We start from the raw sequence: 11,652 nt of genomic DNA on the forward strand, positions 1-11,652 counted from the left end.
GTCAGACCTCTAGCGGCCACGTCGTGCTGCGTTCGTTCTTTCATTGCATCGGTGTAGCACATGATGCCAAGGAGTCCTGTAATCGGTAGGTGACGGTGAATCAGCGCTTCGGCCTGGTAACGCTCCATCTTTCTAGGGTCGTCAGGGTCGCGCTTGAAATCGCGCCTTTGAAGAATAGGCCAGTCGATCTCGCCTAGGCTTGCCAGATCACTGTAATAGTTTGTCCAGTCCGGGTAGGCATGGGCGTTTGTGAAGACGAAAGGTAGGCCAAGCTGTTCGACGCGGTACAGGCTGGAGACCAGAATTACGATCTCGTCGTTGCCGCGCTGTTGAACACTCCACCCAGAGTGAATGTTTTTCATCATCACAGAGAAGGGGGTGAAATAGAAGGGTACGTAGTCGGCCAGAAAACCTTTCGGCGTGATGGGCACACGGCGGGATCGGCGTTTATCGATCAGGTCAGGGTTGCCAATGTCCACATGATGCTGCGACTGCACGTCCGAACTGGCGCAATGCAGACCGTTGTCCAGAATCCAAGGCAGGTTATCGCGGTGAACGATACGCCAGATCAATGCCTTCTCAGGATTCAGATTGCTATAAATCATTCAAGAAAAATCTCTGATTTACCCCAATCCGTACAGTAACACCTGCCCCACGTTTTTGTTTTGCAGAGTGCCCTGGCGTAGGCACTAGAAACAAAATCGTGAAGATTCGGCCAGCATAGCCAACGTTGATGGGATGGCATTCTGCTGGTCAGGTGTTTTGACGATATGGGCGATGGCGGCCTTTATAGTTATGACGTTCTGGTTGATAGCTTCGACGGGTTCGATCGCTTGGGCGGCGAAGTGAGACGTCGAGATGAAAACACTGCATTTGGCAAGCCGCCCGGAGCGCAACGCTCGCAATTTGCGTCTCGGGATTGAAACCGATGTTCGTGGCCATGCAGGGTGTGGAAGCGTGGCGTGATGGCCCTCACTGGGACACGGGCTTTTCTCGGGGCATTAAAAAGCCGGCTTATGGCCGGCTTCTCGTCGACGATCTTGCCTTACTTTTGGTAAGCCGCAACCGCCTGCAACTGATGACCAGCCTGGGCTGGTGAGGGCCAAAGAATACGCAGGGCCGCTCGCCTGTGCAAATCTCTTTTCGCCCGATACCTTTGCAGCGCCCATGAAAAACCCCGGCCATGGCCGGGGTTTTTCGTACAGCGACGGCTCAGCCCTTGAACGCGGCGACCGACTTGGTGATTTCGGCGCGGGCGGCGTCTGCGTTGCCCCAGCCTTCGATCTTCACCCATTTGCCTTTTTCGAGATCCTTGTAGTTCTCGAAGAAGTGCTTGATCTGTTCCAGCAGCAGCGGCGGCAGATCGGTGTATTCCTTGACGTCGACATACAGCTGCGACAGCTTGTCGTGCGGTACGGCGATGACTTTGGCGTCGCCGCCGCCGTCGTCGGTCATGTGCAGGATGCCGACCGGACGGGCGCGGATGACCGCACCGGGCGTGACCGGGTAAGGCGTGACGACCAGCACGTCGAGGGGGTCGCCGTCGTCGGCCAGGGTGTTGGGGATAAAGCCATAGTTGGCCGGGTAGAACATCGGCGTGGCCATGAAACGGTCGACGAACAGCGTGTCGCTGTCCTTGTCGATTTCGTATTTGATCGGCGCGTGGTTGGCCGGAATCTCGATGGCGACGTAGATGTCGTTCGGCAGGTCTTTGCCAGCCGGAATCTTGCTGTAGCTCATTGGGCGTTGCCCCCGTGGTTTGGGCCAGTCTGAAGGCCATGCAGGCCGAAAATGTGGGCGCGATTATAGGCACATTGCAGGGGCGCATGCCATACGCGCCATGGGCCGCATGACATCATGCGGCGCCCGCCGACGCGGCTTGCGCCGCTGCTACAGGGAATGGTTTTGCCATCAAGCACGGCGTTGGGGAATGGGATTGGATGTCGACGGCCGACGCGGCGTGGATGAACGTGGTCCCTGTAGCAGCGGCGCAAGCCGCGTCACGGCGTTACGCAGGTCGGGGGAGGGCCGAGAGCCGCTCGAGCGGATCCTGGCGGTAGAACAGGCGCAACTGCTCGTAGACCTGTGGGTAGGCCTGGTGCAGCAAATCCGGCGCGGTGAAGAAATACTCGCTGGTGACGGCGAAGAATTCCGCCGGATTTTCCGCGGCATAGGGGTCGATGGCGGTTTGCGCATCAGGATTGGCATCGAGCTGGCGATCGAGGTCGTCGTAGGCGTCCTGCATGGTGCGGGCCCAGTCGCTCACGCGCATGTCGCCATGTAGTGGCGGCAGCCCATTGGCGTCGCCATTGAGCATGTCGAGCTTGTGCGCCAGTTCGTGGATGACCAGGTTGTAGCCGTCCCAGCCGCCGCTGGCTGCCACACCGGACCAGGCGAGAATCACCGGCCCCTGCTGCCAGGCCTCGCCGCTGTGTTCACCGTCCCATTGATGCTCCACGCCGCTGGGGTCGCGGTAGCGCTGCGGGCTGACGAAATCGTCGGCGTACAAGACGATCTCGTGGAAACCCTGGTACCAGTCCAGATCGCCCAGCTGCAGCAACGGCAGTTGCGCCTGCGCCGCCAGGTGCAGGCGCGCCCGGTCGTCGAGTTCGACGCCGGGCAGGCTGGTCAAGGTCTTGGCCTGCAGGAACAGCACGCAGGCCTCGCGCAGGCGGAGGTCCTGCTGCGCATCGAGGCCGTCGAGTATCGGCAGGTCGGCACGCACCGCCTGCCACAGCGATTCAGCGATACGGTGGCGGTTCAGGGTCCGCTGTCGCCGCCAGGCCTTGTACGACCACATGGGCTCAGCGCGTCGGTGCGGTGCGGGCCGTGCGGCTGCGCAGCAAGCCGACGATCATCGGCAGCAGCGAAATCAGAATGATCGCGACGATCAGCAGGGTCAGGTTCTGCTTGATGAACGGCATGTTGCCGAAGAAGTAACCCAGGGTCACCAGACCACCGACCCACAACACCGTGCCCAGCACACTGAAGCCCAGGAAACGCGGGTAGTGCATCTTGCCGACACCGGCTACGAACGGGGCGAAGGTGCGCAGGATCGGCAGGAATCGCGCCAGGGTTACCGTCTTGCCGCCGTGGCGGGCATAGAAGGCGTGAGTCTGGTCCAGGTAATCGCGGCGGAAAATCTTCGAGTCCGGGTTGCTGAACAGCTTGTCACCCACGGTACGCCCGACGATGTAGTTGGTGCTGTCGCCAAGGATGGCGGCGGTCATCAACAGGCCAGCGAGCAGGAACGGGTCCATACCACCACCAGCGGCCACCGCGCCGGCGATGAACAGCAGCGAGTCACCGGGCAGGAAGGGCATCACCACCAGGCCGGTTTCGCAGAAGATCACCAGGAACAGGATCGCGTAGACCCAAGTGCCGTACTGGGTCACCAGCATGTTGAGGTACACATCCAGGTGCAGGATGAGGTCGATGAAGCTGAATTCCATGGGAGGTACCTGTGCGGATCCGGTCGTGAAGAATCCGCGCAGTATACCGATGGGTGAGGCAGGTTTGTTGGGCAGGCTCGTCACGCCGGGCAAACCGACGAACGGTCGCGCGCCGGGCGTGCGCAACATCCCGTGTTCGCAGCGGCAGGCGACGGACGCCGGAGCGTCCCTGCGCCGCCGTTTGGATCAGAAAAAGCCTAGTGGGTTGATGTCGTAGCTGACCAGCAGGTTCTTGGTCTGCTGGTAGTGGTCGAGCATCATCTTGTGCGTCTCGCGGCCCACACCGGATTTCTTGTAGCCACCAAACGCGGCGTGCGCCGGGTACAGGTGGTAGCAATTGGTCCAGACACGCCCGGCCTTGATGCCGCGGCCCATGCGCCAGGCACGGTTGATGTCGCGGGTCCAGACGCCGGCGCCCAGGCCGAACTCAGTGTCATTGGCGATGGCCAGCGCTTCGGCTTCGTCCTTGAAGGTGGTGATGCTGACCACTGGGCCGAAGATTTCTTCCTGGAAGACACGCATCTTGTTGGTGCCCTTGAGCAGGGTCGGCTGGATGTAATAGCCGGTCGACAGGGCACCTTCGAGTTTCTGCACCTGGCCACCGGTCAGCAGCTCGGCGCCTTCGCTCTTGGCGATTTCCAGGTAGGACAGAATCTTGTCGAACTGTTGCTCCGACGCCTGGGCGCCGACCATGGTGTCGGTGTCCAGCGGGTCGCCGCGCTTGATCTGCTCGACTTTCTTCATGACTTCTTTCATGAAGGCCGGGTAGATGGATTCCTGCACCAGCGCGCGGGAAGGGCAGGTGCACACTTCGCCCTGGTTGAAAAAGGCCAGCACCAACCCTTCGGCGGCCTTTTCGATGAAGGTCTGCTCGGCCTGCATGATGTCTTCGAAAAAGATGTTCGGCGATTTGCCGCCCAGTTCCACGGTTGAGGGAATGATGTTTTCGGCGGCGCACTTCATGATGTGCGAGCCCACTGGCGTCGAACCGGTGAAGGCGATCTTGGCGATGCGCTTGCTGGTGGCCAGGGCCTCGCCTGCCTCCTTGCCGAATCCCTGGACCACGTTGAGCACGCCCGGCGGCAGCAGGTCACCGATCAGCTCCATCAGCACGGTGATGCCCAGGGGCGTCTGTTCGGCCGGCTTGAGCACCACGCAGTTGCCTGCGGCCAGGGCCGGGGCGAGCTTCCAGGCCGCCATCAGGATCGGGAAGTTCCACGGGATGATCTGCCCGACCACGCCCAGCGGTTCGTGGATATGGTAGGCCACGGTGTTGCCGTCGATCTCGGCAGCGCTGCCTTCCTGGGCACGCAGACAGCCGGCGAAGTAGCGGAAGTGATCGGCCGCCAGCGGGATGTCGGCGTTCAGGGTTTCACGGATGGCCTTGCCGTTGTCCCAGGTTTCGGTGATGGCCAGGGTTTCCAGGTTTTGTTCGATACGGTCGGCGATCTTCAGCAGGACCAGCGAGCGGGCCTGCACCGAGGTCGCGCCCCAGGCATCGGCGGCGGCGTGGGCGGCGTCCAGCGCCTTGTCTATATCCTTGGCGTTGGAGCGGGGGAATTCGGCGATGGGCTGGCCGTTCACCGGCGAGGTGGTGGTGAAGTAGTTGCCGTCCACCGGCGCGACGAATTCACCGCCGATATAGTTGCCGTATTTGGTCTTGAATTCGACCTTGGCGCCTTCGGTGCCCGGGTGTGCGTAACGCATGGGGTGTCTCCTGCTGTTGTGGTTCTGTGGAGGACGCGCCGTGGCGCCCGGTAAGCGTAGAACAAAGGCGAGCACGGCGCCTTGAAACACCTGTAAACAGCAGGCCGAAGAGGAAGGATCACCAATCAAAGGATGCGATTTTTCCTACCCTACGCTACCCTGCCCCGACGTTTTACGAGGCCAATCATGCACATTCACATTCTCGGTATCTGCGGCACCTTCATGGGCTCCCTGGCAGTGCTCGCCAAGGAACTGGGGCACCGTGTCACCGGTTCGGACGCCAATGTCTATCCGCCCATGAGTACCCAGCTGCAGGCTCAGGGCATCGAGCTGACCCAGGGTTACGACGCCGCCCAGCTGGAACCTGCGCCCGACCTGGTGGTGATCGGCAATGCCCTGTCGCGCGGCAACCCGGCGGTCGAGTATGTACTGAACAAGGGTTTGCCCTACGTGTCCGGCCCGCAGTGGCTGGCCGATCATGTGCTGCAGGGGCGCTGGGTGCTGGCCGTGGCCGGTACCCACGGCAAGACCACCACCAGCAGCATGCTGGCCTGGGTGCTGGAGCATGCGGGCATGGCGCCCGGCTTCCTGATCGGCGGTGTGCCGCAGAATTTCGCGGTTTCGGCGCGCCTGGGGCAGACGCCGTTCTTCGTGGTCGAGGCAGACGAGTACGACAGTGCGTTCTTCGACAAGCGTTCCAAGTTCGTCCACTACCGTCCGCGCACGGCGATTCTCAACAATCTGGAATTCGATCACGCCGACATCTTCCCTGACCTGGCCGCCATCGAGCGCCAGTTCCACCACCTGATTCGAACCGTGCCCAGCGAGGGCCTGGTGATCCACCCCACCACCGAGCCGGCACTGGGCCGAGTGATCGAAATGGGTTGCTGGACACCGGTACAGACCACGGGGGAGAACGGCCAGTGGCAGGCAAACCTGCTCAGTGCGGATGGGTCGCGCTTCGAGGTTTCCTTCGAAGGTGTCGTGCAGGGCGCCGTGGAGTGGCCGCTGACCGGCCAGCATAACGTGGCCAACGCCTTGGCAACGCTGGCTGCTGCCCGCCACGTGGGCGTGGTCGCGCCGTTGGGTATCGAGGCGCTGTGCGCGTTCAAGAGCGTCAAGCGGCGCATGGAGTGGGTGGCCGAAGTGCAGGGCGTTACCCTCTATGACGACTTCGCCCACCACCCCACGGCTATCGCCACTACCCTGGACGGCTTGCGCAAGCGCATTGGCGATGCAGCGTTGATCGCCGTGATCGAGCCGCGCTCCAACTCCATGAAGCTGGGCGCGCACCGCGACGGTCTGCCCGAAAGTGTCCGCGATGCCGATCAGGTCATCTGGTATGCGCCGCCCAACCTGGGCTGGGATCTGGCCGCCACGGCTGCCCAGTGCCCGGTTCCGGCCATCGTCGCCGATTCGCTGGAAGCCATCATCGAGCGGGTCAAGAGCCAGGCACGGCCAGGCACCCACGTGGTGATCATGAGCAACGGCGGTTTCGGCGGCCTGCATCTGAAACTGGCGGAGGCCCTCAAGTGAGCGGCCCGCAGCGGATCACCCTGGCCATGACCGGCGCGTCGGGCGCGCAGTACGGCTTGCGCCTGCTCGACTGCCTGGTGCGCGAAGACCGCGAGGTGCATTTCCTCATCTCCAAGGCCGCGCAACTGGTGCTGGCCACGGAAACCGACGTCAGCTTGCCGGCCAAGCCCCAGGCCATGCAGGCCTTTCTCAACGAGTACACCGGGGCGTCCGCCGGACAGATCCGCGTGTATGGCAAGGAAGACTGGATGTCGCCGGTGGCATCGGGCTCCGGCGCGCCCAGCGCCATGGTGGTGGTGCCGTGCTCGACCGGCACCCTGTCGGCCATCGCCAGCGGCGCCTGCAACAACCTCATCGAGCGCGCTGCCGATGTAACGCTCAAGGAGCGTCGGCAGTTGATCCTGGTGCCGCGGGAGGCACCGTTCTCGACCATTCATCTGGAGAACATGCTCAAGCTGTCGCAGATGGGCGCGGTGATCCTGCCGGCAGCGCCGGGCTTCTATCACCAGCCGCAGACCATCGACGACCTGATCGACTTCGTCGTCGCGCGGGTGCTCAACCTGCTGGATATTCCTCAGGACATGCTGCCGCGCTGGGGTGAGCACCACCACGGCAGCGACGACTGACGCGCCGGCTGCGGGCTATTTGCCCAGGCGCCGCAGCTCGTCCGATTCCACCACGCGCACGCCGTCCTGCTCTTCGAGCGCCAGGCGCCACAGGGCGCGCGCCAGTTGCAGCGCTTCGATGCCGTGGTACTTGCCCGGAATCAGCTTCGACAGAGGTCCGGCAATGCGCTCGGCCAGGCGTGCTTCGACGCGGTCGCCGATCAGCACCGACGGCCGGGCGATGGTCAGTTGCGGCCAGCCCTGGGCACGCAGCGCCTGCTCGGTCTCACCCTTGACGCGGTTGTAGAACACCGAGGATTGCGGGTCGGCATCGATGGCGCTGATCAGCAGGAAGTGGCGTGCGCCCAGTTCGCGGGCGCGCTGCGCATAGGCGACGATGAGCTGGTGGTCGACTTCGCGAAACGCCTCCTGCGAACCGGCCTGCTTGATGGTCGTGCCCAGGCACGAGAAAGCGATGTCCACCGGGCCCTGCAGATCCGCCAGCAAGGCCAGCAGTGGCCCCACCGGGTTGTCCAGGTGCGCGTGCTCGGCCAGAGGGCGCCGGGTGGGGGCCAGGACCCGTTGCACGGTCGGCTCGGCGAGCAGGCGGTCGAGCAAATGCTCGCCGGTCAGGCCGGTGGCGCCGGCCAGAAGGATGTGCTGCGGCGTCAAGTACATGCAATGTCTCCCTTGATACAGGCAGCGTGAAGCAGATGCCCTATTGCTTGTTGTCAGGCGCGGCGGCGTCGAGCAGCGCCCGCTTGGCCTGTTGTTGGCGCAATCGCTGCCAATGCGCGAGGACCCCTTTGGGCGCCCAGATCTGCGGCTGCGAGGCTTCGTAATTATCGGCGATCTCCCGTTCGGCAACGTGCCGGCTGGCAAGTTCGAAAGCCTGCTGCAGGTCGTCCGTCTGGTTGAAGGCCTGGGCGAACAAGGCGTCGCCGAAATAGGTGAAGTCGGCTTCTTCGGAGCAGCCGAAAGACACCCGGTCGGCCCGCGAAGCGGTCATGATCAGGGTTTTCTCGTCCCTGAGCGCGGGGATGAATCCGCCCGAATAGCAAGCCGAGATGACCACCACCTTGTCGCGGCCCTTGAGCGGCGCCAGCACTGCGGCGAGTTCATCGGCCGGCAGGTCGCCCAACTGCAGGCGTGGCTGATCGAGCACCAGTTCATGTTCGCTGGTGCCGTGACTGGTCAGGTAGATGAACACCAGGTCTTCCGGGCCGCTGCGCGCGGCCAGCGTCTGCACGCTGCGGCTGAGGGTCTCGCGGCTGGCCATCAGCCGATCGGCCAGATGATCGCGGTGGTTGGCCAGGGTGATCTGTCCGACCGCGCCAAAACGACTGGCCAGCATGCCGGAGACGTAATCGGCTTCGCGCATGAACACGCTTTGCTTGCCGTCGCCGGCCAGCGCCAGGCTGTAAAGCTCGATCGCTGCAGTGGACTGCGGGATTGCCGCGAGCGCTTGTTCCAGCAGTTGCCCCTGATTGAGCAGCCCCAGTTCCAGCGGATCGGGCAACAGATGACCTTGCGCATCACGGATACGCTGGCCATTGAGCCAATAGCCGACCTGGCTGCTGCCGTCCTTCAGGGTCAGGCTGCCCTGGCCCTGGTAGGTGTCGTTCTCGAAGGTGCCGCTGTAGATGCTGCCGTCGGCCAGCGCCAGCCAGCCCTTGCCACTGAAGCGCCAATCGGCGAACTCGCCCTTGTAGTGGCTGCCGTCGCTGGCGAACATCTCGCCCTTGCCGCTGAGCACGCCTTCCTTGAACGTGCCGATCCACACATCGCCTGCGGCGTTTTCGTAGCGGCCGCGACCATGCAGATGGTTGAGGTGGAAGTTGCCGATGTACTGATCGCCGTCGGCATTGCTGAACGTGCCGTGCCCTTCGAGCAGGCCATTGACGAAGGTGCCGCTGAACTGGTTGCCTGCGGCATCGCTGCGGGTGCCTTCGCCATTGGGCTTGCCGTGGGCGAACCAGCCCTGGTACTGGCTGCCGTCGTCGAGTTCGATGTGCCCGGCGCCCGAATACTGGTCTTCCTTGAACCCGCCGCGGTACGCCACGCCGGCTTCCTTGAAGGTCCCTTCGCCCTGGCGCCGACCCTTGACGAAGCCGCCGGTGTAGGTGGTGCCGCGAGCGATCAGGGTGCCTTGGCCATGGAACAGGCCATGATCGAAGCCGCCGGTGTAGACCTCGCCGTTGCGCCCATGCCACTGGCCCTGACCCTGCCACTGGCCGTCCTTGAACTGCCCGGCGTAGCCGCTGCCATTGGGATAGTCGACACGCCCCTGACCCTGCAACAGCCCATTGACCACCTCCCCGCGGTAACGACCGCCATCGGGCAGTCGCGCGTCGGGCGGCGACAGTGGCTCGCCATCTCCGCAAGCGGCGATCAACAACGAAAGGGCGAGGGGGGCGAGAGGGCGCATGACGGGGTCCGGGCGATTGAGGCGCCGAGTATGCCGCAGATGCCAGGGTGCACAACAGATGCAGGGCGCTTTTAAGGCCAGAGCCGGATGACTGTCGGATGGGTGTACCGTTACCGGGTCCGATCATGGGGGGTGCGCCATCTTGCATCACCCTGGGGCATGCCTTGGGGGCTTATAATGCCTGGCTTGCGAAGGAGACCTGCAATGTTGCTACGCGGTTTGACCTGGCTGGTCCTGTTCCAGCTGCTGGGCACTGCCCTCAATCATCTGTTGCTACCCGTGTTGCCCGGTCCGATCATCGGCCTGGTGCTGCTGCTCATCTACCTCATGGTACGTGGCGAGGTCGGCGAGCCCCTGGGCCTGGCGGCCAACAGCCTGCTGCGCTACCTGCCGCTGCTGCTGGTGCCACCTGCGGTGGGCGTGATGGTCTATGCCCAGCAGATCGCCGATGACTTCTGGGCCATCGTCGGCTCGCTGGTGATTTCCGTCACGGTCTCTACCGTGTTCGTTGGTTGGTTGATGCAGCGGTTGATTCGCAGGCGTCGGCATGATCACCCGGTGCAACCATGATGCTGGACTGGCAAGGCACCCTGCAGGCGGTCATCCACCATCCGCTGTTCGGCATCGGCATCACCCTGGGCGCCTACCAGTTGGTGCTCGCCGGCTACGAAAAAACCCGCTGGGTCTTCCTGCAACCGGTGCTGCTGTCCATGTTGCTGCTGGTGGCGGTGCTGGTAGGCTGCGGGATCAGCTACGCCGAATACCGCAAGAGCACCGAGATTCTCGGCATCCTGCTCGGCCCGGCGACCGTGGCCCTGGCGGTGCCGCTGTTTCTCAACCTGCGGCGCATTCGCCAACTGCTTTGGCCGACCCTGATTACCCTAGGCCTGGGCGGCTTGTTCGCGACCGTGCTGTGCCTGCTGCTGGGTTGGGGTTTGGGCGCCGACCACATGATTCTGATGACCATGGCGCCCAAGTCGGTCACCTCGCCGATCGCCATGCTGGTGGCGGAGCAGATCGGCGGCGTCGCGGCGCTGGCGGCCGTGTTCGTGCTGATCACCGGCGTCATCGGCGGAATCTTCGGCCCCGGCCTGCTGTCTTTGCTGGGCATCGACCACCCGGCGGCGCGGGGCATGGCATTGGGCCTCAACGCGCATGCCGTGGGCACTTCGCTGGCGTTGCAGGAAAGTGAAGAAACCGGCGCCTTCGCGGCGCTGGCCATGAGTCTGATGGGTGTCGGTACCGCCGTTTTTCTGCCCCTGGCCATCAGCGTATTCGCGTGAGGACACAAGCCATGACATTGCCACTCTTTCCCCTCAATACCGTGCTGTTCCCCGGTTGCGTGCTGGATCTGCAGATATTCGAAGCGCGCTATCTGGACATGATCGGGCGTTGCATGAAGCAGGGCGCCGGCTTTGGCGTGGTCGGCATCATGGCAGGGCGCGAAGTGGGCCAGGCACCCAGCGAACACGCCGCAGTCGGCTGCGAAGCGCTGATCACCGATTTCCAGCAGCAAGACAACGGTCTGCTGGGTATCCGCGTGCAGGGCGCTCGGCGTTTCCGTGTCGAGGCCACCCATGTGCAACGCGATCAATTGCTGACGGCAGACGTGCACTGGCTGGAAGAGCAGGCGGACCGACCGCTGGCCGATGCGCATGCCGACCTGCAGGCACTGTTGCTGGCCTTGGCCGAGCACCCGATGGTGGCGGCGCTGGGCATGACCGCCGGCGCTCAGGGCCAGCAGTCGCTGGGCAACCAGTTGGCCTATCTGCTGCCGTTCACCGAGCAGGAGAAAGAACAGCTGCTCGCCGAAAGCGACCCAGGCCTGCGCCTGGTGGCGATCCAGGCCCTGCTCGACAGCCTGCAGGGCGACGCCCTGGTCTGAGACGGACAGGCCTGGGACGAACAGGCCCAGCGCGCCGGG

At 63.5% G+C, this 11,652-nt stretch carries 13 protein-coding genes; 6 read left to right on the forward strand and 7 right to left on the reverse strand.

Annotation, left to right across the window (positions count from 1 at the left end):
• Window positions 1–605 (reverse strand): type II toxin-antitoxin system toxin DNA ADP-ribosyl transferase DarT (gene darT, locus H7993_RS17300; protein WP_185795125.1); only part of this gene is annotated, 605 nt, incomplete at its 3' end.
• A gap of 323 nt (window positions 606–928) precedes the next feature.
• Here darT and H7993_RS17305 point away from each other — a divergent pair.
• On the forward strand, window positions 929–1,099 hold the full coding sequence (locus H7993_RS17305) for a hypothetical protein (RefSeq protein WP_185795126.1): 171 nt from the start codon (window positions 929–931) through the stop codon (window positions 1,097–1,099).
• Between the two features lie 113 nt (window positions 1,100–1,212).
• On the opposite strand, the gene ppa is transcribed toward H7993_RS17305, so the two are convergent.
• The 4 genes from ppa to exaC all read right to left on the reverse strand — a co-directional run bounded on the left by ppa (window position 1,213) and on the right by exaC (window position 5,159).
• The gene (gene ppa / locus H7993_RS17310) at window positions 1,213–1,740 is read right to left on the reverse strand and encodes an inorganic diphosphatase (protein WP_122475569.1); all 528 of its coding nucleotides are present in this window, start codon (window positions 1,738–1,740) and stop codon (window positions 1,213–1,215) included.
• A gap of 268 nt (window positions 1,741–2,008) precedes the next feature.
• On the reverse strand, window positions 2,009–2,800 hold the full coding sequence (locus H7993_RS17315) for a M90 family metallopeptidase (RefSeq protein WP_185795127.1): 792 nt from the start codon (window positions 2,798–2,800) through the stop codon (window positions 2,009–2,011).
• A 4-nt stretch (window positions 2,801–2,804) separates the two neighbouring features.
• Entirely contained in the window at window positions 2,805–3,452 is a 648-nt protein-coding gene (locus H7993_RS17320) for a DedA family protein (protein WP_122475565.1), read from the reverse strand.
• A 186-nt stretch (window positions 3,453–3,638) separates the two neighbouring features.
• Window positions 3,639–5,159 (reverse strand): acetaldehyde dehydrogenase ExaC, encoded by a 1,521-nt coding sequence (exaC, locus tag H7993_RS17325; protein ID WP_122475563.1) that lies wholly within the window; start codon window positions 5,157–5,159, stop codon window positions 3,639–3,641.
• A 186-nt stretch (window positions 5,160–5,345) separates the two neighbouring features.
• Between exaC and mpl the strand changes: the two genes are divergently transcribed.
• Together mpl and ubiX are read left to right on the forward strand one after the other, a co-directional pair.
• Entirely contained in the window at window positions 5,346–6,695 is a 1,350-nt protein-coding gene (mpl, locus tag H7993_RS17330) for a UDP-N-acetylmuramate:L-alanyl-gamma-D-glutamyl-meso-diaminopimelate ligase (RefSeq protein ID WP_185795128.1), read from the forward strand.
• Window positions 6,692–7,321, forward strand: a complete 630-nt coding sequence (gene ubiX / locus H7993_RS17335) for a flavin prenyltransferase UbiX (protein WP_122795472.1) — start codon at window positions 6,692–6,694, stop codon at window positions 7,319–7,321. Before mpl ends, ubiX begins: the two co-directional genes overlap by 4 nt.
• 15 nt (window positions 7,322–7,336) lie before the next feature.
• On the opposite strand, the gene H7993_RS17340 is transcribed toward ubiX, so the two are convergent.
• Window positions 7,337–7,978 carry an oxidoreductase gene (locus H7993_RS17340; protein ID WP_122475557.1) on the reverse strand — a complete coding sequence of 214 codons (642 nt, stop codon included), beginning with the start codon at window positions 7,976–7,978 and terminating at the stop codon, window positions 7,337–7,339.
• Between the two features lie 40 nt (window positions 7,979–8,018).
• Entirely contained in the window at window positions 8,019–9,728 is a 1,710-nt protein-coding gene (locus H7993_RS17345) for a C13 family peptidase (RefSeq protein ID WP_185795129.1), read from the reverse strand.
• 204 nt (window positions 9,729–9,932) lie between these two features.
• On the opposite strand from H7993_RS17345, the gene H7993_RS17350 reads away from it, so the two are divergent.
• Genes H7993_RS17350 through H7993_RS17360 form a run of 3 tightly spaced genes read left to right on the forward strand, consistent with a single transcriptional unit; the run spans window position 9,933 to window position 11,613 of the window.
• Entirely contained in the window at window positions 9,933–10,298 is a 366-nt protein-coding gene (locus tag H7993_RS17350; protein WP_122475553.1) for a CidA/LrgA family protein, read from the forward strand.
• Window positions 10,295–11,011, forward strand: coding sequence for an LrgB family protein (locus H7993_RS17355; RefSeq protein ID WP_185795130.1), 717 nt, complete (start codon window positions 10,295–10,297; stop codon window positions 11,009–11,011). Before H7993_RS17350 ends, H7993_RS17355 begins: the two co-directional genes overlap by 4 nt.
• 11 nt (window positions 11,012–11,022) lie before the next feature.
• Entirely contained in the window at window positions 11,023–11,613 is a 591-nt protein-coding gene (locus H7993_RS17360) for an LON peptidase substrate-binding domain-containing protein (protein ID WP_185795131.1), read from the forward strand.
• Window positions 11,614–11,652: the final 39 nt, after the last annotated feature.

Origin of the sequence: Pseudomonas baltica (genome assembly GCF_014235765.1) — a bacterium.
In the GTDB taxonomy this organism is placed as follows: Bacteria; Pseudomonadota; Gammaproteobacteria; order Pseudomonadales; family Pseudomonadaceae; genus Aquipseudomonas; species Aquipseudomonas baltica.

Coding starts and splice junctions, on each gene's coding strand:
- H7993_RS17340 (WP_122475557.1), bottom strand. CDS start 7,978: ATGTACTTGACGCCGCAGCACATCCTTCTGGCCGGCGCCACCGGCCTG.
- mpl (WP_185795128.1), top strand. CDS start 5,346: ATGCACATTCACATTCTCGGTATCTGCGGCACCTTCATGGGCTCCCTG.
- H7993_RS17305 (WP_185795126.1), top strand. CDS start 929: ATGTTCGTGGCCATGCAGGGTGTGGAAGCGTGGCGTGATGGCCCTCAC.
- H7993_RS17350 (WP_122475553.1), top strand. CDS start 9,933: ATGTTGCTACGCGGTTTGACCTGGCTGGTCCTGTTCCAGCTGCTGGGC.
- exaC (WP_122475563.1), bottom strand. CDS start 5,159: ATGCGTTACGCACACCCGGGCACCGAAGGCGCCAAGGTCGAATTCAAG.
- H7993_RS17315 (WP_185795127.1), bottom strand. CDS start 2,800: ATGTGGTCGTACAAGGCCTGGCGGCGACAGCGGACCCTGAACCGCCAC.
- H7993_RS17345 (WP_185795129.1), bottom strand. CDS start 9,728: ATGCGCCCTCTCGCCCCCCTCGCCCTTTCGTTGTTGATCGCCGCTTGC.
- H7993_RS17355 (WP_185795130.1), top strand. CDS start 10,295: ATGATGCTGGACTGGCAAGGCACCCTGCAGGCGGTCATCCACCATCCG.
- ppa (WP_122475569.1), bottom strand. CDS start 1,740: ATGAGCTACAGCAAGATTCCGGCTGGCAAAGACCTGCCGAACGACATC.
- H7993_RS17360 (WP_185795131.1), top strand. CDS start 11,023: ATGACATTGCCACTCTTTCCCCTCAATACCGTGCTGTTCCCCGGTTGC.
- H7993_RS17320 (WP_122475565.1), bottom strand. CDS start 3,452: ATGGAATTCAGCTTCATCGACCTCATCCTGCACCTGGATGTGTACCTC.